Annotated in this window: 17 protein-coding genes; 3 read left to right on the top strand and 14 right to left on the bottom strand. The window is 73.9% G+C overall.

Annotation, left to right across the window (positions count from 1 at the left end; genetic code table 11):
• Nucleotides 1-44 precede the first annotated feature (44 nt).
• The 8 genes from ACFXPK_RS15005 to ACFXPK_RS14970 all read right to left on the bottom strand — a co-directional run bounded on the left by ACFXPK_RS15005 (nucleotide 45) and on the right by ACFXPK_RS14970 (nucleotide 9,197).
• Nucleotides 45-833, bottom strand: a complete 789-nt coding sequence (locus tag ACFXPK_RS15005; RefSeq protein ID WP_384991500.1) for an SDR family oxidoreductase — start codon at nucleotides 831-833, stop codon at nucleotides 45-47.
• A gap of 17 nt (nucleotides 834-850) precedes the next feature.
• Nucleotides 851-1,612, bottom strand: coding sequence for a 3-oxoacyl-ACP reductase FabG (gene fabG / locus ACFXPK_RS15000; RefSeq protein ID WP_384991502.1), 762 nt, complete (start codon nucleotides 1,610-1,612; stop codon nucleotides 851-853).
• Nucleotides 1,613-1,790: 178 nt separating this feature from the next.
• Nucleotides 1,791-2,219, bottom strand: a complete 429-nt coding sequence (locus tag ACFXPK_RS14995) for a DUF3037 domain-containing protein (protein ID WP_385075346.1) — start codon at nucleotides 2,217-2,219, stop codon at nucleotides 1,791-1,793.
• A complete protein-coding gene (locus tag ACFXPK_RS14990) occupies nucleotides 2,216-3,076 on the bottom strand; it encodes a HipA family kinase (protein WP_385075343.1) in 861 nt (286 codons plus the stop codon). Before ACFXPK_RS14990 ends, ACFXPK_RS14995 begins: the two co-directional genes overlap by 4 nt.
• A gap of 426 nt (nucleotides 3,077-3,502) precedes the next feature.
• Nucleotides 3,503-4,750 carry a cytochrome P450 gene (locus tag ACFXPK_RS14985; protein ID WP_384991514.1) on the bottom strand — a complete coding sequence of 416 codons (1,248 nt, stop codon included), beginning with the start codon at nucleotides 4,748-4,750 and terminating at the stop codon, nucleotides 3,503-3,505.
• Nucleotides 4,751-4,809: 59 nt separating this feature from the next.
• Complete coding sequence (locus ACFXPK_RS14980) at nucleotides 4,810-6,015, bottom strand: sulfotransferase family protein (protein ID WP_385075340.1); 1,206 nt, start codon at nucleotides 6,013-6,015, stop codon at nucleotides 4,810-4,812.
• Nucleotides 6,012-7,493: a pyridoxal phosphate-dependent decarboxylase family protein gene (locus ACFXPK_RS14975; protein WP_385075337.1), complete on the bottom strand. Its 1,482-nt coding sequence runs from the start codon at nucleotides 7,491-7,493 to the stop codon at nucleotides 6,012-6,014. The genes ACFXPK_RS14980 and ACFXPK_RS14975 overlap by 4 nt, the downstream gene beginning before the upstream one ends.
• A gap of 657 nt (nucleotides 7,494-8,150) precedes the next feature.
• Nucleotides 8,151-9,197 (bottom strand): NAD(P)/FAD-dependent oxidoreductase, encoded by a 1,047-nt coding sequence (locus tag ACFXPK_RS14970; RefSeq protein WP_385075335.1) that lies wholly within the window; start codon nucleotides 9,195-9,197, stop codon nucleotides 8,151-8,153.
• Nucleotides 9,198-9,304: 107 nt separating this feature from the next.
• Between ACFXPK_RS14970 and ACFXPK_RS14965 the strand changes: the two genes are divergently transcribed.
• Together ACFXPK_RS14965 and ACFXPK_RS14960 are read left to right on the top strand one after the other, a co-directional pair.
• Complete coding sequence (locus ACFXPK_RS14965; protein WP_385075332.1) at nucleotides 9,305-9,898, top strand: hypothetical protein; 594 nt, start codon at nucleotides 9,305-9,307, stop codon at nucleotides 9,896-9,898.
• Nucleotides 9,899-10,050: 152 nt separating this feature from the next.
• A complete protein-coding gene (locus ACFXPK_RS14960; protein ID WP_385075329.1) occupies nucleotides 10,051-11,349 on the top strand; it encodes an alginate lyase family protein in 1,299 nt (432 codons plus the stop codon).
• A gap of 29 nt (nucleotides 11,350-11,378) precedes the next feature.
• Here ACFXPK_RS14960 and ACFXPK_RS14955 read toward each other — a convergent pair whose 3' ends face one another.
• Nucleotides 11,379-12,230 (bottom strand): NAD(P)H-binding protein, encoded by an 852-nt coding sequence (locus ACFXPK_RS14955; protein WP_385075327.1) that lies wholly within the window; start codon nucleotides 12,228-12,230, stop codon nucleotides 11,379-11,381.
• Nucleotides 12,227-12,652, bottom strand: a complete 426-nt coding sequence (locus ACFXPK_RS14950) for a nuclear transport factor 2 family protein (protein ID WP_384991530.1) — start codon at nucleotides 12,650-12,652, stop codon at nucleotides 12,227-12,229. Before ACFXPK_RS14950 ends, ACFXPK_RS14955 begins: the two co-directional genes overlap by 4 nt.
• A gap of 87 nt (nucleotides 12,653-12,739) precedes the next feature.
• Here ACFXPK_RS14950 and ACFXPK_RS14945 point away from each other — a divergent pair, with 87 nt between their 5' ends.
• Complete coding sequence (locus ACFXPK_RS14945; protein ID WP_385075324.1) at nucleotides 12,740-13,342, top strand: TetR/AcrR family transcriptional regulator; 603 nt, start codon at nucleotides 12,740-12,742, stop codon at nucleotides 13,340-13,342.
• A gap of 90 nt (nucleotides 13,343-13,432) precedes the next feature.
• On the opposite strand, the gene ACFXPK_RS14940 is transcribed toward ACFXPK_RS14945, so the two are convergent.
• The 4 genes from ACFXPK_RS14940 to ACFXPK_RS14925 are packed head-to-tail and all read right to left on the bottom strand — an operon-like array spanning nucleotide 13,433 to nucleotide 25,875.
• On the bottom strand, nucleotides 13,433-14,233 hold the full coding sequence (locus ACFXPK_RS14940) for an ABC transporter permease (RefSeq protein ID WP_384991535.1): 801 nt from the start codon (nucleotides 14,231-14,233) through the stop codon (nucleotides 13,433-13,435).
• On the bottom strand, nucleotides 14,233-15,210 hold the full coding sequence (locus ACFXPK_RS14935) for an ATP-binding cassette domain-containing protein (protein ID WP_384991537.1): 978 nt from the start codon (nucleotides 15,208-15,210) through the stop codon (nucleotides 14,233-14,235). The genes ACFXPK_RS14940 and ACFXPK_RS14935 overlap by 1 nt, the downstream gene beginning before the upstream one ends.
• 37 nt (nucleotides 15,211-15,247) lie before the next feature.
• The gene (locus ACFXPK_RS14930) at nucleotides 15,248-15,454 is read right to left on the bottom strand and encodes an MbtH family protein (RefSeq protein WP_384991539.1); all 207 of its coding nucleotides are present in this window, start codon (nucleotides 15,452-15,454) and stop codon (nucleotides 15,248-15,250) included.
• Nucleotides 15,451-25,875: an amino acid adenylation domain-containing protein gene (locus tag ACFXPK_RS14925; protein WP_385075386.1), complete on the bottom strand. Its 10,425-nt coding sequence runs from the start codon at nucleotides 25,873-25,875 to the stop codon at nucleotides 15,451-15,453. Before ACFXPK_RS14925 ends, ACFXPK_RS14930 begins: the two co-directional genes overlap by 4 nt.
• Between the last annotated feature and the right edge of the window lie 115 nt (nucleotides 25,876-25,990).

The raw sequence follows: 25,990 nt of genomic DNA, 5'->3' as shown, positions 1-25,990 counted from the left end.
CCGCCCCGCCCGACCCCCCCCCCCCGCCCCCCCCCCGGCCGCGCTCAGCCGACTCCGGCGTTGAGGAAGATCCCGCCGTCGACCACGAGCGTCTGCCCGGTGATCCAGTCCGACTGGTCGGAGGTGAGGAAGGCCGCGGCGCCGCCGATGTCCTCGGGCACCCCCAGCCGGCCCAGCGGATAGGCGCCGGCGGCCTCGGCCTCCCGGCCCTCGTACAGCGCCTGGGCGAATCTGGTCTTGACCACGGCGGGTGCGATGGCGTTGACCCGGACGGACGGCGCGAACTCGTGGGCGAGCTGGAGGGTCAGATTGACCATGGCCGCCTTGCTCATCCCGTACGCGCCGATGAAGGGCGACGCGGAGATCCCGGCGACGGACGCGATGTTCACGATCGCGCCGCCGTTCTCCTTCTGCCAGGCGCGCCAGGTGTGCTGGGCGAAGCCGAGGGCGGAGATGACGTTGGTCTCGAACACCTTGCGGGCCACGTCGAGGTCCAGCTCGGCCATCGGGCCGAAGACCGGGTTCGTCCCCGCGTTGTTGACCAGGAAGTCGACCCGTCCGAACGCCTCCATGGCGCGCTCCACGGCGACGGCCTGGTGCGCCAGGTCGTGCGCCTTGCCCGCCACACCGATCACCCGGTCGGTGCCGAGCCGCTCCACGGCCTCCTTGAGCGCGTCCTCGTTCCTGCCGGTGATGCACACCCGGTCGCCGCGCGCGACGAGCGCCTCGGCCACGCCGTACCCGATCCCCCGGCTCGCGCCGGTGACCAGCGCGGCCCTCCCGCTCTCCGGGGCCCGCGCGCCCGGCTCCGTACGCTCGGTCTGCTCCGTCATGTCGGCAGTCCCCCCTCTTAGTTGAGCGGCCCGCCGGCCACGTACATGACCTGTCCGGAGACGAATCCGGCCGCGTCACCCGCGAAGAACGCGATCGCGTTGGCGACGTCCTCGGGGTGCCCGACCCGCTGTACGGGGATCTGGGTGGCGGCGGCGGCCTGGAACTCCTCGAAGCCCATGCCGACCCGGGCGGCGGTCTGCGCGGTCATCTCGGTGACGATGAAGCCGGGGGCCACCGCGTTGGCCGTGATGCCGAACTTGCCCAGCTCCTTGGCGAGGGTCTTCGTGAAGCCCTGGAGGCCCGCCTTCACAGCGGCGTAGTTGGCCTGGCCCCGGTTGCCCAGCGCGGAGCTGGAGGAGAGGCTGACGATACGGCCGAACCCGGCGTCCACCATGTGCTTCTGACATGCCTTCGCCATCAGGAAGGCGCCCTTGAGGTGGACGTTCACCACCGTGTCCCAGTCGGACTCGCTCATCTTGAAGAGGAGGTTGTCCCGGAGCACGCCCGCGTTGTTGACGAGGACGGTCGGCGCGCCCAGCTCTGCGGCGACCCGGGCGACGGCCGCCTCCACCTGCGCGGAGTCCGAGACGTCGCAGCCGACGGCGAGGGCGGTGCCGCCCGCGGCGGTGATCTTCTCCACGGTGTCCTTGCAGGCCGCCTCGTCCAGGTCGAGTACGGCCACGGCACGGCCGTCCGCGGCCAGCCGTACGGCGGTGGCGGCGCCAATGCCACGCGCCGCCCCGGTCACGACCGCTACGCGCTGCTCGGTGGTGGACATCCCTGTTCTCCTCGCCCTAGGATCCTGCGGCCCTGATGCTGAGCAACCGCTTAGTAGGTTCAGCAGACAGACGCTAGAAGCCGCAGCACCCCGTGTCAACGGCCGACGACGCCGGTGACGGAATCGGCCGCGGGAAAAGACGGAAAGAGCGGCGGGAGCGAAGGGGGACGGACGGAACTCAGAGGACGAGAAGGCTCAGCAGCCGTTCCGCCTCGGCCCTCGGATCGGCCGTCAGCCCCGTGTGGACGGGGCCCGGCTGTACGACGGTGGAGCGCGGCGCGATCAGCCAGCGGAAGCGCCGGCCCGCGTCGTCCGCCGCGGCCTGTCCGGCCGCGGCGCCGCCCTCGCAGATGCCCTCGACGGCGCGCAGCGCCGCCCGTACCCCCGCGAGATCGGCCCTCGGGTCGAGGGCGGACAGCTTGGCCTCGTCGAGATGGGTGAGGGCGCCGACGTAGGACCGCGCGCGGCAGTAGACCAGCACCCCGGCGTTGAAACACTCGCCCCGCTCGACACGCGGTACGACCCGCAGCAGCGCGTACTCGTACGTGTCCTTCTCGCCCTTGACGTTCTTGACGTACGTGGGCCCGGTGAAGTCCTTCGTGCTCACTGGGCGTCCCCCTTCTCGCTCCGCGTACCCTGCGCCCGGCGCGGCCGGGGGGCGAGCCGGTCGGCCAGCCACCCCGGGGCGCGCGAGGGCCGCTCGACGCTCGGTGCGCCGAGGGTGATGCGCCGGTGGATCGTCGCGGCGCGCTCCAGCAGCGGCGCCACATACGCGCGGCGCAGCGCGTCGGTGGAGTCGAAACCGGGCTCGTCGGCCAGCCACTCCTCCGGCACCTCGGCGGTGACCTCGGTCAGCAGCTCCTCGGTGACCAGCGGGGCGAGCCGCTCGGCGGCGGCCGCGAGATCGGGCGCGAAGGGCGCGAGCGCGTGGTCGGAGGCGTTGTACGGCTTGGCGGCCGACGCCTGGGCGCCCGGCCAGTTGTGGTGCCAGATCATGGTGGCGCCATGGTCGATGAGCCACAGATCCCCGTGCCACACCAGCAGGTTGGGGTTGCGCCAGGAGCGGTCGACGTTGTTGATGACGGCGTCGAACCAGACGATCCGCCCCGCCTCCTCGGAACTCACCTCGTACGCCAGCGGATCGAAGCCGATCGACCCCGGCAGATAGTCCATCCCGAGGTTCGGTCCACCGCTGGCCTTCAGCAGCTCCTGCACCTCCTGATCGGGCTCCGAGAGCCCGATGACCGGGTCGAGTTCCATCCGCACCAGCTCCGGAACGGGCAGCCCGAGCCTGCGCGCGAGCTGCCCGCAGATGACCTCGGCGACGAGCGTCTTACGGCCCTGCCCGGCTCCGGTGAACTTCATGACGTACGTGCCGAGGTCGTCGGCCTCGACGAGCCCCGGCAGCGAGCCACCCTCACGCAGGGGCGTGATGTAGCGGGTCGCGGTGACCTCATTCAACATTTCGCCAGGCTACCCGTCTCTTCGACCTTGCAATCCATGGACAGCCTCGGAAGGCCGGAACAGGGGAATCACCTGTCAACGACCCTGGGGAGAATCTGGGGAGTTCCGACCGGCGGGCGGTTCCCCCTGCTCCCCGAGCAGTCCGCCGCCGACGCTACGCCCCTCGCTTCCCGCCTCCGGCATGAAGTGAGCATAGTAACCGAGTGTAATTGTCGGCGCAGAGTGCCCAAGCCACGCCGTCCTTCGGGGACGCCGCCCGCTGCCAGGGGGCACACGCGTCCTCCCGCCGCTTCAGTGCCGTCCGGACGCACAATTCGCCGTCGCGCTCGTGCGGGAGGTGCCCGTGCGATGGAGATGCCCCGTATCGGACCGTGCCGTCGGGCAGGCCGCGAGCAGGCGCGCCGGGCGTGCGGCGCGGCGGGTCGGTCAGGACGTCGCCGGGCCGAGTCCGGTCGCGGGCAGTTGGGCGACTCCGCCGATCAGGGAGCCGTTGAGGAAGGGCAGTCGGGTGACGGGGCGGGAGACGGTGAGGCCGGGGTGGCGGCGGCTGAACGCGAGGAAGGCCGTGCTGAGTTCGAGCAGGGCGAGGCGGGCTCCGATGCAGCGGTGGGGGCCGTGGCCGAAGGCCAGCAGGGGGCCGGGGGTGCGGGTGATGTCGAAGGTGTGCGGGTCGGTGAAGACACGGGGGTCGCGGTCGGCGTGGGCGTGGGAGGGGATGACGGCCTCGCCGGCCCGGATGCGGGTGCGGCCCAGGCGGATGTCACTGGTGGCGAGGCGGGGCAGGGCGGCGTCGGCGATCGTGTCGTAGCGGAGGATCTCCAGGACTGCCCTGTCGATCAGTGCCGGGTCGCGGCGGAGAGCCTGCCATTGGTCGCGGTGGATGAGCAGGTGGAGCAGGCCGTTGGTGAGGGTGGCGGCGGTGGTGGCGTGGCCGGCGACGTACAGGTTGACGGCGGTGGCGAGGAGTTCGGCGCGTGAGATGGAGCCGTGCTGGTGGCTCTGGAGCAGGGTGCGCAGCAGGCCGCCGCCCGGGCTGAGTCCGCTTCCGTAGTGGGGGCCGCCGAACAGGAGGTGGTGCCAGTGGGCGCGCAGGGCCTGGTGGCCGGCGCGGGTCCGGTCGGGTGGCAGGCTGGTGAGGGCGAGTTTCTGGCGGGACCAGTGCAGCAGCGGAGCGCGTTGCTCTTCGGGGACGCCGAGCAGGTCGCAGACCATGCCGGTGGCCAGGGGCAGGGAGAAGGCTCGGTGCAGGTCGACGGGCCGGTCCGCGACGGCGTCCGCGTCGATCGAGTCCAGCAGGCGGGTCACCCGGGTGTCGAGGGCCGGGCGCAGGGCTTCGACGGCTCTCGCGCTCAGGGCGGGGGCGCACAGCCGCCGTACGCGGGTGTGGTCGGGAGGGTCCAGGCCCAGGAGGCTGGGTTCGTCGAGGTCGGCGTGGGTCATACGGGGGCCGTCCGGCGCGGTGAGCATGGCGCGGCGGCTGAAGCGGCGGTCGGCGAGCACCCGTACGACGTCGGCGTGGCGTACGGCGAGGTGGGCGGGGTGGCCGCTGGGCATCGTGACGACGGCCATCCGGTCCTGGTCCAGCAGGTCGGTGTGCGGGAAGGGCGAGAGACAGTGCTCCCGTTCGAAGGGGTAGGCACCGAGCTGACGTGGCAAGCGGGCTGGTTCGGACACGCGGGCCCCCTTGGGTGGGCGGGACGACGAGCTCATGGCGACGGACGGCGTGTGGCGGGTCAGGACGTCGGGCGGCCGTCGGCGGAGGGCAGTCCGCACGGGCCTCGGGGGTGCTCGTGCGGGGGGCGCGGGTGACGCGACAGGTGGTCGCGCCAGCCGCGGCGGACGGATTCCGTGACGGGTACGCCCAGCCAGTCGCTCACGCGTTCCGCGGTGGCCCGGGGGTTCCGGGTGAGCTCGTCGAAGGTGACGGCCAGGCAGCGGATGCCGGGCGGAGGCTGGGCGGTGAAGGCGCGCAGGCGGTCGAGCGCGGTGTGGGTGGCGGCCGTCATCTGGCGGCCGATCTCGTGCGCGTCCACGTCGTCGCTGCGTTTGCGGCGTGCCGCGAGGGCGAGGCCGCACACCGAGCCGATCGCGGCATCGGTGTCGCGGTGCAGCACCACGAGGTCCGCTCGGGGGTAGACGGCGGCCAGGGACGGCAGGTGCCAGACGTGGGAGGGGCTCTTCAGCAGGAGTCGGGCGCCCGCCGGGGCGGGCCGGCGGGCGAGGATGTGCCGCAACTGGGCCTGGTGGAGGCGGTAGGCGCCGGTCAGGTCCTGGTCCATGAGCCAGGCGGCGTAGTCGGGCAGGCGGTAGCTGATGGTCGCGAGGACGGCGTTGCGGAAGTCCGTGTTCATCAGGTACTCGCACTCCTCCGGGCCGGTCGCCGATGTGGGGTGGATACGGCGCAGGTCGGGAGCGGCCCGGAAGTGCTCGGTGACGTGCCGGCGCGCGGCGCCGACGAGCTGGTCCTCGGTGGTGCCCGGGGGCGTGAGGGGAGCCAGCAGTTCCCACAGCCGGGGCGCGCGCAGCGACGGGTGGTGGGCGAGCAGGTGGTGCAGCAGGGTGGATCCGGTCCGGGGAAGGCCGACGAGCACCACCGGGCCCCGGCCGAGGGCCGGATCAAGGGCCGGAAGCGCGTTGGCGTGCAGGCGCAGACGGGTGCACAGGGCGCCCAGGAGCACTGTGCGCGCCTCGGCACGGCCGTACGGGTTCAGCCGGGCCTGGGAGGCGAGTGAGGCGGTGAGATGCGCGAGCGCGCTCCGGTGGTCGGGAGAGCCGAAGTCGTCGAGGCCGGTCAGCCGCATGGCCTCCTCGCGCAACTCCACATGGTCGAGGCGGGTGTCGGCCTCGCCGCGCTTCGTCCCGGGCGTACCGCGTGAGGCCGTCGCCCCGCCGACGGCGGTCCCGGGGGGAGTGCTCCTCCCGGTCGCGTCCGGGGTCATCCGGCGGTTCCCTCGGCGCGGGCCTGCCCCGAGGGGGTCGGGCGCGGGGACGGTGGTGCGGCCGTGCGGGTCTGCCAGAGCGCGCCGATGTGGTCGACCACGCGCCGCAACTGTGCTGTCTCGATACGGGGGTTGATCGTGCACAGCCGGAAGACCCTGCGACCGGCGACGGTGACGGCCATCACCAGCGCGTGTCCCTCGTCCATGAGCGCGCGGCACACCTCGTCGACCGCCCGGTCCTGTTCCTGGGGGGTCGGTGCGGGGCCGGGCCCGCGCGGCAGGGGACGGAAGGTGACCACGGCCAGGGCGGGACCGGTGACCACGGCCAGGCCGGGCGAGGCGTCGATGTGGCGGGCGATCTCCTCGGCCGTGTCCAGGCCGCGGTCGATCGCGGAGCGGAAGGCGTCGGCTCCGAAGGTCTTCAGCGACAGCCACAGCCGCAGCGCGCGGAACTCGCGGGTGTGCTGGACACCCCACTGAAGGAAATCGACTCCGTCGTCCTGCGCCCCGGACGCGGGCGCCGTACCGTCGGCCGCCAGGTAGGGGGGCAGTTCCACGCCGAACGACCGGCGCAGATGGGCGGGTTCGCGCAGCAGCACGCAACTGGTCTCTGCGGGCTGGAAGAGCCACTTGTGGGCGTCCACGGTGACCGAGTCCGCCAGTCCGAGGCCGGCCAGGGCCCGCCGCCCGCGGTCGGTCAGCGCGGCGGGGGCGCCGTAGGCGCCGTCCACGTGCAGCCACAGTCCCTCCTCGGCGCAGAACCGGGCCAGTTCGGGGAGCGGGTCGACGGCGCCGGTCGCCGTGGTGCCCGCGGAGGCGACCACGAGGAACGGACACGAGCCCTGCCGGCGGTCCTGGCCGACCCGCTCGGCGAGGGCCGCGAGGGGAAGGCGCTGGGCGCGGTCGCTCGGCAGGATACGGACGCGGTCCGCGCCCAGCCCGAGCACGTGCAGGGCACGCCGCACGGAGAAGTGCGCCTGGTCGCTGACGTAGGCCGTGGCCCTGTGCGGCTCTTCTCCCGCGCGCGCGTCGCGGGCGGCGGTCAGCGCGGTCAGGTTCGCCAGAGAACCGCCCGGCACGAACAGTCCCGATGTGCCCTCGGAGAGGCCCAGCAGTTCCACCAGCCAGCCGACGGTGGCCGACTCGATCGCGCTGGCGACGGGCCCCGTCAGCCGCCACCCGGTCGGCACCGCGAACCCGGTGGCCAGAGCCGCGCCCAGCACCCCGGTGAAGGTGCCGGGGCTCGGCACGAACGCCAGAAAGCCGGGACGGTCCGGATGGGCGTTGCCGTCGCGTAACAGCAGGTGCAGTTCGTCGAGGAGCGCGGCCGGATCGTCCACCGCCGCGTGCGGGACCGGCTGATCCCGGAGAAGCGCCGCGGCGGCGCCGGCGGTCCTCGCGGGCACCGGCGTGCTGTCGGACGGGGCCGCGACGTGGTCGATCAGCATGTCCAGCGCCCGCAGCCCCAGCGCCCGCATGCTCCCTTCCGTCAACAGCAGTGACGCCCCCGGGGCCGGTCGGGAAGCCTGTCGGGCGCTTTCGCTCTCTGCTCCCCGCTGCGGAATCGACATTTTCACCACTTTCTCCCGTGTATGCCCGAGCCTGCCCCTTCCTGCCTTCTTCGACACACGCGTGGAGCTGCCCCGCAGGGCCTTCTTGTCGGGCTTGCCCCCGCCGGTGAGAGGGATGGAGTCGGTGAGGGCACGTGGCCGTGGACGCACAGGTCGCCCCGCCCGTCGCGGACCATGGACTTCAGCGCCCGGCGGTGACGGTGGCTCCGGGGACGGTGACCACCGCGGCGTGGATCAGTGCGTGGCCGCCGCCGGGAGGCCGGACTCCGCGGACCGTGCCGCGCCTGACGTCCCGGTGGGTGTCTGCGACGCCTTCGCCGACCGGTACGCCGAGGCCGCCGACGAACCGACGCGGCAGATCGTGGTCAGTAAAATCGGCGGCTTGACCGGCCGGCGCAAGGCCGCGATGGCACCTCGCGGTGCGGCTGGAGCGGTGATGGGCTTCCGCCCGCTGCTTCGTTCATCTGGGCCGGTGGAAGTGTCCGGTGCACCTCCGGCGCAACGTGGTGCCGTGAGCCGGGTGTCGGACCGGTGCTTCCGGCCACCGGCCGGCGCCGGAAGCCGTCATCGGTCCGGCTGCCCGAGGGCGCCGAAGCGGTCCGGGCGGCAACCCGACAGAGCGGGCTCGACGGTTGCGTCCACCAACTCCCGTGCGACCAGGCGGCCCACGGCCGGGGCGAGCGTGACCGCCGAGTGCATCACCGCCAGGTAGAGGCCGGGGACCTCGGCGACCGGGCCGACGATCGGCTCGCCGTCGGCCGGCATCGGGCGCACTCCGATTCGGGTGCCGAGCAGTTCGACGCTCCCGGCGCCGTGGAACGTGGACCGGACGGCGGCAAGGGTCCGCTCCGGCGAGTCCGCGGCGGCGATCAGCCGGTCCGGGGCGACCTGCCGGAGATCGAAGTCCTCGGTGTTGACCACGGTACGGACCAGACCGGCCGGGGCGCGGAGCCGGAACAGCGGGCACGGCGACGGTTCGACCGGGACGCGCACGCCGAGCGACGCGCCCAGGGCGGCCGTGGCGACGCCGGCCGCCAGCACCACCGTCGTGCCGGAAACGGGTCCTGCTGTCGTCCCGACCCCGGCGATACGGCCCGCCGCGTCCCGGTGGACCTCGGTGACCCGCGTGTCCGGACGCACCCGCGCCCCATGGACGCGAGCGCCCTCGGCCAGCCGCCCGGCCACGCCCACCGCGTCGACAGCGCCGTCGTCCGGCGCCCAGACAGCCCACTCCGGAGGCCGCCGCAGGGCGGGTTCCAGTGTCGCCGCGGTGGCCGCGTCCACGATGGTCTGCCCGGGTCCGGCGTCCGGCGCGCTCTGCTGCCTGTTCCAGCTCAGCGAGCCGGACCAGGTCACCGGAAGCCCCGGCAACTCGGTCCCGAGGCGGCGGTACTCCGCCGTCGCGGTGGCCCGCAGCCCGGCGGCCGGACCGCTGAGCACGCCGGACGCCCCGACCCAGGCGAACGAGTCCGCCGTCACGCCCGCGCCTGGCCGCCCGGCGTCGACCAACGTCACGGTGGCCCCCGACCGGGCCGCGTGATAGGCCACGGACGCGCCGACGATGCCGGCGCCGACGACGACCAGGTCCCCGCTCAACGATGAGTTCAACACGCTCATGACCCTAGCGGCGCCCCGTTGCCGATCCCGGATCGGACGGTGTCGGCGGCTGGTGACAGGATCGAAGGGTGCTGATCACGGGATATGGTCACGGTCCTTTGGTGCCGGGCGAGTCACTGCTGGAGCGCCCGGGCTTCTGGTCGAACCACCTCGGGGCGGTGTGCGGTGACGGGGAGTGTGCCGAGCAGCCGGTTCCCGAGTGGTTCGGCGACGACGGCGCCGATGCCGATGCCCTGTCCGAGATCCTCTTCGACCCTGACCGCTGGCCGGTGTTCAGGGTGCCGGCCGAAGACGGTCCCGGGATCGTGGTGATCCACCGCAACCTGGACGGCGACCACGGCACCGACCACCTCCTCACCCGTCCCGGCGGAGGCCACGTCGAGCAGATCACCGGCCGGGGGCGGGACGTCTCGGGAACCGGGCTGACCTGGCGCGAACTGATCCGTATCGCGGACAGCCCGTCCCCCACGGCCGAAGGCGTCCAGGACGCGGCAGCCCGCCTCCTGCTGCTGTTTCCCCTCCTCACCGATCCGGACGTACCGGACGCGGCGGCGGCACGGCTCACGGCCGCCCTGGTCGCGGTCGGCGCGCCACCCGGGACCGTCCGCCGCGCGGCGGAGCATCTGCTGTCCCATCTCACCGGGAGATCCCGGCACGATCCCACGTGGGCGTCTCCGCTGAGCGGTGGCCGATAGGTCGATCACCGAACGGCCCGGGAGGCACGCACACCCCGAAGTGGCACGGCAACTTCCGGGATGTGCGGGCCTGTTGCCGGGTGCACGCCCTGGCTCTACGCTCGCACGGTCTCGTTCGTGAATCGTGTTCATGTACATGATGGGAGCGTTCGATGAACGGCACTCCTCAGTCGCGTCCGGCAGCCCTGTTCCTCTCGGTGATCCTCGCCCTCGGCACCCTCTCCGCGGCGCTCGCCCCGACCGCCGCGGCCACCGCCCCGGGCCACGGCACACGCGTGGTCCCGGCGACCGTCGTGATCGACGGACAGCGGATGCGGCAGACCCGTATCGCCCTCGACCGGGGCGACCCCGCGCTCCGCAGATCCGTCGCCACCCTCATCGCGCAGGCGGATTCCTGGCTCGGACGGGGCCCGTGGACCGTCACCGACAAGCCACGGCCGGCCCCCAGCGGCGACCCGCACGACTATCTGAGCCAGGCCCCGTACTGGTGGCCCTCGCAGCCGAAGACCGCGGACAACCCCTGGGGCTGTCCCTACGTCGAACGCGACGGCGAACGCAACCCGGATCTGGAGACCGGTACCGACCGGCCCGACCTCAGCCGGGTGGTCACCTCCGCCACCACGCTCAGCCTCGCCTGGTACTACACGGGGCGCCAGCGGTACGCGGAGCACGCCGCCGAGATCCTGCGCACCTGGTTCGTGGCCCCGGCGACCCGGATGAACCCGAACCTGAACCACGGGCAGTTCATCCCGTGCAAGTACGACGGCCGTTCCATCGGCGTCATCGATTTCTCCCAGCAGTACACCGGCGTGCTGGACGCGCTCGCCCTCCTCGACACCGGAGCCCCGGGGTGGACCAGGAGCGACCGGGCCGGAATGCGCGCCTGGAACCAGGACTTCCTGGACTGGCTGGTCAACTCCCCGTTCGGCAAGCAGGAGTCCGCCGCCGTGAACAACCACGGCACCTTCATGGACATGCAGGTCGCCGCGCTCGCCCTGGCCACCGGCGACCGGGCCCTCGCCCGCAGGACCGTCCTCGACGCCCGCGCGAAGCGGATCGACGTGCAGATCGCCGCGGACGGCAGCCAGCCGCAGGAACTCGCCCGCACCCGAAGCTGGCACTACTCGACCTTCAACCTGGTCGCGTACGCACGCCTGGCCGCCACCGGCCGACAGCTCGGCGTGAACCTCTGGGCGTACGAGGGGCCGCAGGGCCAGAACCTGCGCAAGGCCGTCCGCACCCTGCTGCCCGCGGCCACCGGCGCGACCGACTGGCCGTATCCGGAGCTGGAGTTCTCCCGTTACGCGGCGACGGACATCGTCCACGCGGCGGCGGACGCGGGCGACCGCGCCGCCCGCGCGGCGATCCCGCGCCTGCAACCGCCGCCGGGCGGCGACCTGTGGGCGCTGCGTCCGGCGGCCGAACAGCTCGACGGGCCCCTCTTCCCGTAGACCGTCCCACCGGCCGCCCCGCGCCACGGTCAGGCGCGGAAGGATCCCCTCTCCCCTTCGAGGAGGGCGCGGAAGGTGCGCGCGGGGCGGCCGGTCAGGCGCCGGACGGTGTCGGTGGTACGGTCCTCCGCCCCCTCGGCGATGGCACGGTCCATGCCGGCCAGCATCGCGGCGAACTCCGCCGGCACCTGCGCCGCGAGACGGTCGCGCATCTGCTCGTAGGACAGACGGTGGTGCGTGACGAGCCGGCCGGTGACCTGGGTGAGGGTGGCGGCGATGTCGTCGTAACCGAGCGCCTCCGGCCCGGTGAGAACGAGATCGGTGTTGGGGGCGTGTTCGTCGGTCAGCGCGTGGACGGCGACGGCCGCGATGTCCTCCACGTCGACGAAGCCGACCCGGCCGCTGCCGGTCGCGGTCCAGATGGCCCCCTCCTCACGGATGCTCACGGCGTGCGCGTGGGCGCCGGTGAAATTCTGCATGAACCACGAGGGCCGCAGCACCGCCCACTGTTCGAACAGATCGGGCAGCAATTGGTGCACCGCTCCCACGTCGGGGCCGCCCGCGGGGATGGCCGAGGAGCTGAGGAGCACAGCGCGGCGCACTCCGGCCGCGCGGGCCCGCCGGAGGAACGGCACCATGACCGCCGCCGGGTCGGGGTCGCCCACGGGCGGGATCAGGTAGACGCGGTCGGCCCCGTCGAGGGCGGTGGCGTGGGTGGCGGGTTCGTACCAGTCGAAGACGACCGGCTGCGCGCCGGGGACCGCGGCGGCCCGGCGGCCGGCGGCCCTGACCCGGTGGCCGGCGGCTGTCAGCCGCGCGGCGGTACGGCCGCCGGTGGTGCCGGTGGCGCCGATGACCAGAGTGGTGCCGGTGGCGGTCATCGGTTGCTCCCCGCGAAGTCGGTGCCGGGTTCGAGGAGCACGAGGGGGTTCCAGTAGTCGCGGTAGGACGCGAATCGCCCGTCCCGGACCGTGACGACGGCGATGTAGGTCATGTCGAAGGGGCGGTCGGACTTCACCAGGCGCCCGACGCCGCGCATCTCCACCACGATGGTCTCCGGGTCGGTGGTCCGGTGGATCCGCGTCTCGGGGAAGTCGCGCAGATCGATGTGGTCCGGGTAGTGGCGCATGTACGCGGCGACGGCCTCCCGGTTCTCCAGGCGCTTCGGCCGGCCGTCGGGGGCGAAGGGGAACTCCATGAAGCCGTCCTCGGCCCACAGGTCCACCCACGCGGGAATGTCCTTGTCCAGCAGCAGCCGCAGGCTGTGGCGGAACAGGTCCACCGGAGAAGTCGGTGCGGACATGGGTATCCTCCATCTCATAGAATACGGACCCTGGGTCCGCTTCAAAGATACGGACCCGGGGTCCGCTTCGCAACTGGAGGACGCACCATGCCCGAGCGCAAGCCCCGCAAGGACGCTGCCCGTAACCGGCAGGCCGTCCTCGCGGCCGCCGACGCTCTCTTCGCCCGCGGCGAGAACCCGGAAGGCGTCACCATGGCCGCCGTCGCGGCGGCGGCCGATGTCGGCAAAGGGACCCTCTTCCGTGCCTTCGGCGACCGCACCGGTCTGCTGCGCGCCCTGTACGAAGCACGGCTGGAGCCGGTCAGGGAGGCCGTCGAGGCCGGACCGCCGCCCCTGGGCCCCGCGACCCCGCCGCGGCAGCGCGTACCCGCGCTGCTCGACGCCCTGCTGTGCTTCAAGCTCGACAACCGCCCCCTGATGCTGGCCCTGGAGGAGGGCGGGAGCGGCAGCCCGTACCAGGCGGAGCATTACGGGCGTTGGCACGGCCTGCTGGACGCCATGCTGGGGCAGATCCCCGGCCCGGCCGACAGCGGCTTCACCGCGCACGCCCTGCTCGCCGCCGTCCGGGCCGATCTGGTCGAGCATCTGGCCGGGCACGAGGGTGTGCCGCGCGACAGGATGCGGGCGCAGTTGGCGGACTTCACCGCCGGAGTCCTGGACTCCGGCCCGGTACGAGATCTGCCGGAATGACGGCGACACCCCGGGGAGTTCGCCCGGAGCACCGCCGCCCGCGAGGAGGAGGCGGGGGCGGTGTGGCGCGGCGGGCCGCCGGACGGGCCGTCAGCCCACCGTCACACGCCGGAATCTGCCCAGAGCCGTCGCCATGAACGCCGCGGTGATCGCCGCAGCGCACAGGAGGGCGTACGGCAGGGCATGCACGACCGGCCACGCGTCGCCCGGCACGATGCCCGCGGGCGGCGCGTTGCCGAAGAGCCCGCGGACCGCGGTGGCGGTGGCCGAGACCGGATTCCACTCCGCGACCGTCCGCAGGGGGCCGGGCATCGTCTCGGTCGAGACGAAGGCCGAGGAGACGAAGGTGACGGGGAAGAGCCAGATGAGACCGGCGCTCTGCGCCACCTCCACGCTCCGCGCCATCAGCCCGATGGTGGCGCCGACCCAGGACATCGCGAAGGCGAAGGCCAGGACGAGCAGGTAGGCGAGCACCGCCTCACCGGGTGAGGCGGAGACACGCCAGCCCACGAGCAGCCCGCAGAGCGAGGTGACCGCGAGGGTGACACAGGTCATCGTCAGGTCGGAGAGGGTCCGGCCCAGGATCACCGCCGCCCTCGGCATGGGCAGCGAACGGAACCGGTCGACCATCCCCTTGTCCAGGTCGTGGGCGAGGCCGAGCGCGGTGAACGCCGCGTTGAACGTGACCGCCTGGGCGAAGATGCCGCCCATCAGGAAGGTGCGGTACTCGGCTCCGCCCAGGCTGCCGCCGAACACGTACGCCAGGAGCAGGACGAACATCACCGGCTGGACGAGCGCCGCGATCACCGAGCCCGGTGTCCGGCGCAGGTTGAGCAGATTGCGCCACGCGATGATCGTGGCGTCGCGGGCGACCCGCTTCACGGACGCCATCAGCGGTCCTCCCCCGCCGGCCGGACGGTTCCGGGCTGCCCGGTGAGGGCGAGGAAGGCGTCGTCGAGCGTCGGCGGCGCCAGTTCGACGTCCTGGACGGCGATGCCCGCGCGCCGCAGGCAGCCCAGGGTGTACTCCAGGGTCTCCGCCCCGTGGTCCGTGGTGACCGTGAACCGCCCGGTGTGCCGGTCCAGGTCCGGGGTGTGGGGCCCGAGCCCGTCCAGCACGGCGTACGCGCCCGCGCGGACCGTCGGATCGGCGACCGTGAGCGCCAGCCGCTCGCCCCCGACGCGCGCCTTCAGCTCCGCCGGGGTACCGCGGGCGACGACCCGGCCGCGGTCGATCACCACGACGGAGTGGGCCAGTTGGTCGGCCTCCTCCAGATACTGGGTGGTGAGCAGGACCGTCGTACCCGCCGCCACCAGTTCACCGATGGACGCCCAGGTGTCGGCCCTGCCGCGGGGGTCGAGCCCCGTGGTGGGTTCGTCCAGGACGACGACGGCGGGACGGGCCACCAGCGCGCCCGCCAGGTCCAGCCGTCGGCGCATCCCTCCGGAGAAGGTGCCGCTCGCGCGGTCGGCGGCCTCCTCCAGCCGGAACCGGGCGAGCAGTTCGGCGGCTCTGCGCCGCGCCTCGCGCCGGCCCATCCCGTACAGCCGGCCGACGAGATACAGGTTCTCGCGGCCGGTGAGCTTCTCGTCCACCGCCGCGTACTGGCCGGAGAGGCCGAGACACGCCCGTACGCCCTCCGGGTCGCGCAGGACGTCGTGCCCGGCCACCCAGGCGCGTCCGGAGTCCGGCCGCAGCAGGGTGGACAGCACCCGGACGGTGGTGGTCTTCCCGGCCCCGTTGGGCCCGAGGACGCCCAGCACGGTGCCGGGCGGCGCTTCGAGGTCCACGCCCGCCAGGGCCTGCCGGTCGCCGAACCTCTTGGTGAGACCCTCGGCGCGTATCGCCGGGGGGTGGTGCGCCGTCATCGTTGCCTCTCGTCGGCGGATCGGAGGTGCGGGCGGTTCACGCCACGGTGATCCGGGCGCTCCTGGGCGTCAGATCCGTCCAGTTGCGGTCGACGTACTCCAGGCAGGCGCCGTGGTCGGCGGGGCCGAAGACCGGCTCCCACCCGGCGGGGACGTCGGCGAAGGACGGCCACAGGGCGTGCTGGTCCTCGTGGTTGACGACGACGCGGTGCTGGGTCCTGGGGTCGTCGAAGGGGTTCGTCACGAGATCTCTCCTTGTACGGTGCGGTGGGCGGTGCGCAGGGCCGCCGCCACGGTGGTGCCGATCCGCTCACGGGCGGCCGGCTGCATCATCTGGGCGTGCGCGCACGCCACGTCGTGGTTCTCGATGTGTCCGCCGATGTACGGCGCCCACAGACCGAGCCCGAAGGCGTCGGCGGGACGTCCCTCGGTGGCGGTGAAGAAGAGGACGGGGCCGTGGAAGGTCCGGGGGGTGTAGGCCCGCATCAGCCGCGCCTGACCGGCGAAGTTGTCCACCATCGCGTCGATCGTGGCCGGTTCGAGCGAACCGAGGGGGCTGCCCGTACGCCGGAACTCGTCCCGTACGGAGGCCGCGTCGACGGCCTCCGCACCCGCCAGGGCGTCCCCGTCCACCCCCAGGTTGGCCAGCAGCGCGCGGAAGACCGTGTCCCGGTCGGCGCTGTCCAGGTCGTCGAGGGGGGCCAGCGGAAACGCGTCCGCGAGGGCGAGCAGGTCGACCCGCTCGCCGGCCTCCTGGAGCTGGACCGCCATCTCCTGCGCCACGTTGCCCCCGAAGGACCAGCCGAACAGGTGGTACGGGCCGTGCGGCTGGACGGTGCGCACCTGGGCCACGTACCCCGCCGCCATGGCCTCGATGGAGCCGGGGAAGGGCTCCGTACCGTCCAGGTTCGGGGTCTGGAGCCCGTACACCGGCTGGTCGCCGTCGAGATGCGGCAGCAGCCCGCCGTACGACCAGGCGAGCCCGCCCGCCGGGTGGACGCAGAACAGCGGGGGTCGCCCGCCGGACGTGCGCAGCGGCAGCAGCGTCGCCAGCGGGTCGTCGTCCGCCGCGTCGAGCAGCCGGCCGGCCAGCGCGGCGACGGTCGGCGCCTCGAAGAGCGTACGGATGGAGACGTCCGCGCCGAGGGCGGTACGCACCCGGCCGATGAGCCGGGTCGCAAGCAGCGAGTGGCCGCCGAGGGCGAAGAAGTCGTCGTCGATCATCACCCGTTCGACGCCGAGGACTTCCGCGAACAGCGTGCACAGGACGTCCTCGCGCGGGCCGCGCGGGGCGCGCCCCTGGGAGCCGCCGCGCGCCGGCGCCCCGGGGGCGGGCAGCGCCCGGCGGTCGAGTTTGCCGTGGACGGTGAGGGGGAGCCGGTCCAGGCGCCGCCAGCCGGAGGGCACCATGTAGGCGGGCAGCCGGCGCGCCGCGTGGTCGCGTACGGCGTCGAACCCGGCCGTGTCGGCGGTCCCGGCGTCGGCGGTCCCGGCGCCTCCGGAGGCGGGGACGAGGTAGGCGGCCAGCCGGGTGCCGTCCTCGGCCTCGTGGGCGATCACGGCGGCCCGGTCGACGGCGGGATGTTCTTCGAGGACCGCCGCGATCTCCTCGGGCTCGACGCGGAAGCCGCGGATCTTGAGCTGGCCGTCGGCGCGCCCGGTGAATTCGAGGGCGCCGTCGGGGGTGCGGCGCGCGCGGTCGCCGGTGCGGTACATCCGGCTTCCCGGCGGACCGTACGGGTCGGGCAGGAACACCCGGGCGGTCTCCCCGGGCCTGCCGTGGTAGCCGAGGGCGAGGCTGTCACCGGCGAGGTGGAGGTCCCCGGGCACCCCGGGCGGCGCCGGCCGCAGCGCCGCGTCGAGCACATAGGCGCGGGTGCCGGCCACCGGGGCGCCGAGTACCGGGTGTCCGGCCGAGTCGAGAGGCGCCTCCAGGGTGTCGACGGTCGCCTCCGTCGGACCGTAGAAGTTCCAGCAGCGCACGTCCGGGACGGCGCGCAGCTCGCTCCAGAGCCCGGCCGGGACGGCCTCGCCGCCCAGGATCAGTACGGACGGCCGGTGGGGCGCCGTCCGGTCCAGGAGGCCGGCGTCCAGCAGATGCCGTACATGGGTCGGGGTGGTCTCCAGGACGTCCAGCCGCCGGTCGCGCACGCTCGCGACGAGCGCTTCGGCGTCGCGCCGGGTGAGGTCGTCCACGAGGTGGAGGTGGTGGCCGTCGATCATCCACAGCACCGGGTCCCAGGCCGCGTCGAAGGAGAGCGCGGTGGTCAGCGCCACGGAGAGCCGGTCCCGGCCCGCGGCGCGCACGGCGGGGGCGAAGACCTGCCGCCGGTGGTGCTCCAGCAGCCGGGCCAGGGAGCCGTGACCGACCAGCACGCCCTTGGGCCGGCCGGTGGAGCCGGAGGTGTGCAGGAGGTACGCGGCGTCCGCGGAGCCCGGCCGTGCGGCGTCGCGGGGTCCGGCGGGGGCCTTGAGCGCGTGCGCCGCCGCGTCGCCGTCCAGTACCAGCCGGGCGGCGGTGGCGGGGAGCAGGCCCTCGGTCGCCCGCGCGGTGACGGTGAGCCGGGGGCGGGCGTCCGCCAGCACGGCCTCGATCCGCCCCTCGGGAAGCGAGGGGTCGACCGGCGCGTAGACGGCGCCGGCCTTGACCACGCCGAGCAGCGTCGCGATCGAGTCGGTCGAGCGGGGCAGCAGGACCGCCACGGGGTCCGCGCGCCGTACGCCCGAGGCGTGCAGCAGGGCGGCGATCCGGTCGGAGCGCGCGTCGAGCGCGGCGAACGAGAGCCGCCCGTCGGGTGCGGTGACCGCGATGTCCCCGCTGCGGGCCCCGGCCACGGTGCGCGCGAAGCGGTCCAGGACGGTGCCCGGGTCGCCGGGGACCCGGCCGCCGTCGCCGAGCGCCAGCAGCCGCGCCTCCTCGGCGGCGTCCAGCGGGCCGAGGCCGGAGAGCGGTGTGTCCGGGGCGGCGACCGCGCGCTCCACCACCCGGGCGAACCACCGGGCGATCCGCCGCGCCGTCGCCGGGTCGAAGAGGTCCCCGCTGAACTCCAGGGTGCCGTCGAGCGCGGCGGGTCCGCCCTCGGCGCCGGGCCGCTCGGTGAAGCCGAACGACAGGTCGAACTTGGCTCCTCCGGTCTCCACACCGCCGAGTTCGGCGTGGAGTCCCGGCAGGTCCAGCCGGGGCGGCCGGTTGTTGTTCAGGGTGAGCATCACCTGGAACAGGGGGTGGCGGGCGAGGGAGCGGGTCGGCCGCACCTCTTCCACCAGCCGTTCGAAGGGCAGGTCCTGGTGGGCGTAGGCCGCCAGATCCGTCTCCCGTACCCGGGCCAGCAGCTCCCGGAAGGTCGGGTCGCCGGAGGCGTCCACCCGCAGCGGGAGGGTGTTGACGAAGAAGCCGACGAGCCCGTCCAGCGCCTCGTCCGTCCGGCCCGCGACGGGTGTGCCGATGGTGAGGTCGTCGCCCGCGCCGAGCCGCCGCAGCAGCGCCGCCAGGGCGGCGTGCAGCACCATGAAGGTGCTGGACGCGCAGGACGAGGCCAGTTCGGCGACGGCCGCCGATGTCGTGGACGGCAGCGGGAGCGGGACCGTACCGCCTCGGCCGGTGGGCACGGCGGGCCGCGCACGGTCGGCGGGCAGCGGGGTCTCCTCCGGGGCACCCGCCACCGCACCGACCCAGTGGGCGAGTTGGCGGGACAGGAGGGATTCCGCACCCGGGGAGCCGTCGAGCAGGGTCCGCTGCCACAGGGTGTAGTCGATGTAACTCACCGGCAGCGGAGTCCAGTTCGGCGCGCGGTCGGCGGTACGCGCGGCATAGGCTCCGGCGAGGTCCTCGGCCAGCGGCCCCATCGACCAGCCGTCGGCCGCGATGTGATGCACCGTCAGCAGGAGTACGTGCCGGTCCTCGCCCGTCTCGAAGAGCTCGGCGCGCAGCGGAATGTGGCGGGACAGGTCGAAGGGGCGTGTCGCGTGGTCGCGCAGCACACCGTCCAGAGCGGACTCCTCGACGGCTGTCACCGGCAGCCCGGGGCGGGCGTCGCCCGGGTCCAGTACCACCTGGAAGGGGTCGGGGCCGTGCTCGTGCACGACCGTGCGCAGGCTCTCGTGGCGGGCCACCACATCGGCCAGCGCGCGGCGCAGCGCCCGCCGGTCCAGATGTCCCGTCAGCCGTACGGCGATCGGCAGGTGGTAGGCGCCGTCCTCCGGGTCCATCCGGTGCAGGAACCACAGCCTCCGCTGGGCCGGGGAGAGCGGGGGCCGGGCGGGCCGGGTGGCGCGCCGCAGCGCGGGGCGCGCGGCCCCCGCCTCGTCCAGGCGCTCCGCGAGGGCGGCCGGCGTGGTCGACTCGAAGAGCGAGCGGACCGGCAGTTCGACGCCGAAGGCGGCCCGGACACGGCCGACCAGGCGGGTGGCGAGGAGGGAGTGCCCGCCGAGTTCGAAGAAGTCGCCGTCGCGGGAGACCTGTGCGACCCCCAGGCTCTCCGCGAACAGCGCGCACAGGATCTCCTCGCGCGCGGAACGGGGCGGTTCGGCGCCGGCCTCCTCGGCCCCGCCCGGCTCCTCGGTCCGCGGGGAGGCGGGGAGGGCTTCGAAGTCCACCTTGCCGTGGGCGGTCAGCGGGAGCGCGTCGACCCGCACCACGGTGGAGGGGACCATGTAGCCGGGCAGCCGGTCCGCCGTGAAGGCCCTCAGTTCCCGGGCTGACGCCCGCTGCCCGTCGCAGGGCACGACCCAGGCGGTGAGCCGGCCGCCGCCCTCGGCGTCGGGGCGTACGGTGACGGCCGCCTGGGCGACACCGGGGTGGGCGGTCAGCGCGGCCTCCACCTCGCCGGTCTCGACCCGGAAGCCGCGCACCTTGATCTGGCCGTCGGCGCGCCCCGCGTACTCCAGTCGGCCTTCCCTGCGCCGCACCAGGTCCCCGGTGCGGTACATCCGGGTGCCCGGCGGGCCGTGGGGGTCGGGCAGGAAGCGTTCGGCGGTGGTGGCGGAGCGGTTCTCGTACCCCCGGGCCAGACCGGTCCCGCTGAGGTACAGCTCACCGGTCACCCCGGGCGCGACCGGGCGCAGCCGGGCGTCCAGGACCCGCGCCCGGGTGTGCGCCACCGGGTGGCCCAGGTGCGGTCTGCTCCCGGGGACGATCCGGCCCATCACGCTGTCGACGGTGGCCTCGGTGGGACCGTAGAGATTCCACACGGCGACGTCGTGCAGGGCGGCCAGCTCGCTCCACAGCGACTCGTTGACGGCCTCGCCGCCGAGTGCGAGGACCCGCGGCCGGGGCCGGCCGGCCGCGAACAGCCCGCAGGTCCTGAGCTGTTCGAGGAAGGACGGGGTGGTCTCCACGACGTCGATCGCGTGGTCGTGGAGGAAGGCGGTGAGCGCCTCCGGGTCACGTCGTACGGAGTCCTCCACCAGGTGGAGTTCGTGTCCGGCGACCATCCACAGCAGCGGGTCCCAGGACGCGTCGAACGTCATGGCGGCGGTCAGGGCGACCCTCAGGGGCAGGCCGTTGTTCGCGCGCTCCGCCGGGGCCATCAGCCTCTCCTGGTGGCTCGCGAGGAGGTTGGCGAGCGCCCGGTGCTCGACGGCCACGCCCTTGGGGCGGCCCGTGGAACCCGAGGTGTAGAGGATGTAGGCGGCGTCCTGGGCGAGGGGCGGCGCGGGCAGTTCCCCGCCGGTCGGGCGCGGGACGGACGGATCGTCCAGCAGCAGGAGGCCGGGCCCGGGGGGCAGCGCGTCGGCGGCCTCCGCCGTGGAGAGCACGAGCCGGGGCGACGCGGTGTCCAGGATCAGTTCGTTGCGGACCCGTGGATGGGACGGGTCGAGCGGTACGTGGACGGCGCCGGCCCGCAGTACGGCCAGCAGCGCGACGACGTAGGACGAGGTACGGGGGAGCGCGACGGCCACCCGGTCGCCGTGGCGGACACCCGAGGCGTGCAGGGTCCGGGCCAACCGCTCGACCCGCTCGTGGAGTTCACCGAAGGTGAGCCGGCCGTCGGCGGCGACGACCGCGGTGCGGCCCGGAGTGACGATCACGCGGGTGGCCAGTACGTCCAGCACCGTCCAGTGCGGCACGTCGAGCCCGGGGTGGCCGGGCGGCATCTGCTCGCGTGGACGGGGGACGGCGCGCGGGAGTTCGTCCAGCGCGGCCCGGTGCTGGTCGGCCGTCAGGAAGTCGAGGTCCGGGTACGGCAGGTCGGGTGCGGTCAGCGCGGCGGTCAGCAGCCGGACGAAGTGCTCCGCGAACCGTTCGGCGGTCCGGTGGTCGAACAGGTCCTCGCTGTACTCCAGTTCGCCGCTGATCCCGGCGGGCGCGCCGAGGGCGTCGTGGTGTTCCCGCAGGTCCCAGGTCAGGTCGAACTTGGCACCGCCGCGTCCCACGGACGGTTCATGACGGACCGTCAGTTCCGGCAGGGCGAGGCGCGGCGGCGGGGTGTTGTCGAGGCTGAGCATCACCTGGAACAGCGGATGGCGCGACAGGGCGCGGGCGGGCGCCAGCTCCTCCACGATCCGCTCGAAAGGCAGTTCCTGGTGGGCGTACGCGGTCAGGTCGGTGTCCCGTACCCGCCGCACCAGCTCCCGGAACGCGGGGGCGCCCGAGGTGTCCGTGCGCAGCGCGAGCGTGTTGACGAAGAATCCGATGAGGTCGCCGACGCTCTCGTCGGTACGGCCCGCGACCGGGGTGCCGATCACGATGTCCTCCCCGGCGCCGAGCCGGGTCATGAGGGCGGCGAGCCCGGCGTGCAGCACGATGAAGGCGCTCGACCCGCTGGACCCGGCCAGCTCCGCGAGCGCGCGGTGGGCCGCGGGACCGATCCGTACGGGCACGGAGGCTCCGGCACCCGAGGGCCGGGCCGGGCGCGGCCGGTCGGTGGGGAAGGTGACCTCGTGGGCCGCCCCGTCGAGCACCCCGGACCAGTGGGCGAGCCGGCGCCGGGCGAGGCCGTCCTCGTCCCGGGGGTCGCCCAGCAGCTCCCGCTGCCAGAGCGCGTGGTCGGCGTACTGGACGGGCAGGGGTTCCCACGCGGGCGCCGTGCCGCCCCGGCGCGCGGTGTAGGCGTCGGAGAGATCACGCGTCAGCGGTGCCATGGACCAGCCGTCGGCGGCGATGTGGTGCAGTGTCAGCACGAGCAGATGGTCCTCCGCGCCGTACGCGAACAGCTCGGCGCGCAGCGGAAGTTCGTGCTCCAGGTCGAACGGGGAGGTGTCCGGCCGCACGGCCGCCCCTTCGGCGGCCTCGGTCACGGACAGCTCCGGCCGTGCCGGTTCGGCCGGCAGGACGCGCTGGTACGGGCCGTCCGCGTCCTCGCCGAAGACGGTACGCAGGCTCTCGTGCCGCCCGACCAGGTCCGCCAGGGCGCCGGCCAGCGCCGACCGGTCCAGCGGTCCGCTCAGCCGCAGCGCGACCGGCAGGTGGTAGGCGGTGCCCGCCCCGCCCATCTTCTCCAGCAGCCACAGGCCCTGCTGGCCGGCGGAGAGCGGCAGCCGGTCCGGGCGCGGCACGACCGCCGTCAGCGGGGGCCGGGCCGGTGAGGCGGTGTCCAGCAGCGCGGCCAGGGCCGCCGGGGTCGGTGACTCGAACAGCGACCGGATCGGGATCTCCGCGCCGAAGCGTCCGCGGATCAGGCTGACCAGTTGGGTCGCGAGCAGCGAATGCCCGCCCAGCGAGAAGAAGTTGTCGTCCCGCCCGACCCGGGGCAGGCCCAGGCAGTCCGCGAACACCTCGCACATCAGGGCCTCGTCCGGGGTGCGCGGGGCGCCGCCGGGCGCCGCGACCGGACGGGCGCGCGGCAGCCGGCCGGGGTCCAGCTTGCCGTTGGGGGTGAGCGGCAGCCGCTCCACGGCGGCGTAGGCGGTGGGCACCATGTGCTCGGGGAGCACGGCGGCCAGTGCGTCCCGTACGGTCGTCGCGCCGGGTTCGGGGAGGTCCGGGTCCGCCACCCAGTACGCGGCGAGCCGTTGCGGACCGTCCGCGGGGGCGGTCAGCACCACGGCCGCCCCGGTGATCCCGGGCAGCCCGCGCAGGACCGCCTCGATCTCGCCGGTCTCCACCCGGTGGCCCCGGAGCTTGATCTGCCGGTCGCTGCGGCCCAGGTACTCCAGCGAGCCGTCCGCGCCCCAGCGGGCCAGGTCCCCGGTGCGGTACATCCGGCCGCCGGGCGGCCCGAACGGGTCGGGGAGGAACCGTTCGGCCGTCAGTCCGGTGCGGCCCGCGTAGCCGCGTGCGACGCCTTCGCCGGAGAGGTACAGCTCACCGGTGGCGCCCTGCGGCAGGGGGTGGAGCGAGGGGTCCAGCACATACGCCCGCGCCCCGGCGACGGGGCGCCCGATGACCGGCTTGTCCCCGGTGACGCGGCTGGTGACCGCGTTGACCGTGGTCTCCGTCGGGCCGTAGAAGTTGAACACCAGCAGATCGGGGTGGACGGCGAGTTCGTTCCACAGCGCGTCGTCGACGGCTTCCCCGCCGAGTGCGATGACACGTGGCCGGTGGCCGCCCCCGGTGAGGAGCCCCGCGGTGACCATCTGCCGCAGATGGGTGGGGGTGGTCTCGACGGCGTCGATACGGCGCGCGGCGAGGAACTCCACCAGCGCCTCGGGGTTTCTGCGGGTGTCGTCGTCCACGAGGTGCAGTTCGTGTCCCGCGACCATCCACAGCACCGGGTCCCAGGACGCGTCGAACGAGGTCGCGGCGGTCAGGGCGACCCGCAGCCGGCGGCCCAGCGCCCGTTCGGCGAGCGCGTGGGAGTCGTGGCGGTGGTGCCCGAGCAGATTGCTCAGGGAGCGGTGTTCCACGACGACGCCCTTGGGGCGGCCCGTCGAGCCGGAGGTGTAGATGATGTACGCGGCGTCGTGCGGTCCGGGACGGACCGGCTCGCCGTCGGCCGGGTCCGCCGCCGCCGTGTCCACGAGCGCCGGGTCCACCAGGGGGAGCCCCTTCGCGGCGGTCAGCCGGGCCAGGCCCTGAGCCGCCGCCACCAGTACGGCCGGACGCGCGTCCTCGATCATGTGGTCGAGCCGGTCGGCCGGATACGCGGGGTCGAGGGGCAGATAGGCCGCGCCGGTCCGCATCACCGCGAGCATCGTGGCCACCAGGTCGGTGGAGCGGGCGAGCCCGACCGCCACACAGGTCCCGGGGCGGGCGCCCCGTGCGGAGAGCACGGCGGCGAGAGCCGTGACCCGCTCCGCGAGCCCGCCGAACGTCAGCCGGCTCTCCCCGTGCACCACCGCCGTCGCGTCGGGGGTACGGAGCGCCTGGTCGGCGAGTTGCTCGGGCAGTGTCTTCACCGGCTCCGCCGCCCCGGGGCGGGCGCTCTCCCCCGCGCCCAGGCGGATAACCCGGCGGTGTTCGTCGTCGCCCACGATCCGCAGGGAGCCGATCTGACGGTCCGGGTCGTCCGCGAACGCCTCGATCAGCCGGCGGCAGCGCTCCTGGTGCCCGGCGAGTTCCGCGCGGGAGTGGAGCCCCGGATTGCCCAGGAGATCCATCCGGAAACCGCCGTCCGCGTACGACGCGTGCACGGCGACGGTCAGGTCCGCCACGGGGCCGATCGAGAGATTGCGCAGGGTCGCGGTACCCGGGCCGAAGCGCAGGGTGCCGTCGAAGGCCAGCACATTGACCGAGGGCCCCGTCAGCGGCTCGTTCCGCCCGGTCAGACCACGCAGGGAGCGCAGGCTCTCGGCGGGGAAACGCTGATGCCGCAGGATCCGCCGCGCCTGGGCCGAGGCGCGCTTGGCGACGTCCGCCACCCGGTCCGACGCGGATATCTCCAGCCGCAGGGGCAGCACGTTGGAGAGCATGCTCGGCGTGGCACGCGCCGCCTCTGTCCGCCGGGCGGTGACGGGAAGCCCGAGCACGACCTCCCCGACTCCCCGGCTGCGGTGCAGATAGACCCCGGTGGCCGCCATGAAGAAGGTCGGCCAGGCCACCCCCGCCCGCCGCGCGGCGGCGCGCAGCCGATCCGCGCCGGCCGCGTCGAACTCCCCCGCCACGGAGTGGAATCCGTGCCCGGGAGCCGCCGATCCCCCGGCGAGTCCGACGGGTGCGGGCGCCCCGTCCAGGTACTCCGTCCAGAAGGCGCGGTCGGCCGTGTACTCCTCCGACGCACGGTAGGCACGGTCCTCCTCGACGACCGCGCCGAGTCCCGCTCCCGGCGCCCGGGCGGGCAGGACCCGGGCTGCGTCCGGCCGGGTGTAGACCTCGGCGATACGGGACAGGGCGAGGGCCGCCCCGTAACCGTCCAGCGCGAGATGGTGCACCTGCTGGTGGAAGAGGTGGCGCTCCTCGCCCAGCCGGTAGAGGACCATCCGTACCAGGGGCCCCCGGGCGATGTCGGCCGGCACCGTCAGTTCCGCCCGCATCCGGCGCACCGCCTCGCCGTACGGGTCGTCCGCCGCGGACAGGTCGACCAGCGGGACCTCGACCCCGCCGGAGGCGTGCACCGTCTGGAAGGGGACGCCGTCACGTTCCCCGAAGGTCAGCCGCAGCGCATCCGTCTCCGCGACCACCTGACGCACGGCCGCCCGCAGCCGCGCCGGATCCATGGGGCCGGTGACATCGGCGTATTCGGCGACGTTGTACGAAGGATTCCCGGGATCGAGCTTCTGCGCGAACCACAATCCCCGCTGAGCGGCGGTCAGGGGAAGGACCTTCGGCACGGTGCCGTCGTACATCGCGTCGGTCACGGATTACTACCTCTGCAAGTTCTGGCGTCGAGAAGCACGGGGGACGTCTGTTGGCGGGCCACGACGAGCGCTCCTCCAGAACCGCCGTCGCCCGGAATGGGCT

This window comes from Streptomyces sp. NPDC059142 (assembly GCF_042755665.1).
Classification (GTDB): Bacteria; Actinomycetota; Actinomycetes; order Streptomycetales; family Streptomycetaceae; genus Streptomyces.
Note: the sequence above shows the minus strand (reverse complement) of the source record. Positions and strands in the feature narration are given on the sequence as shown.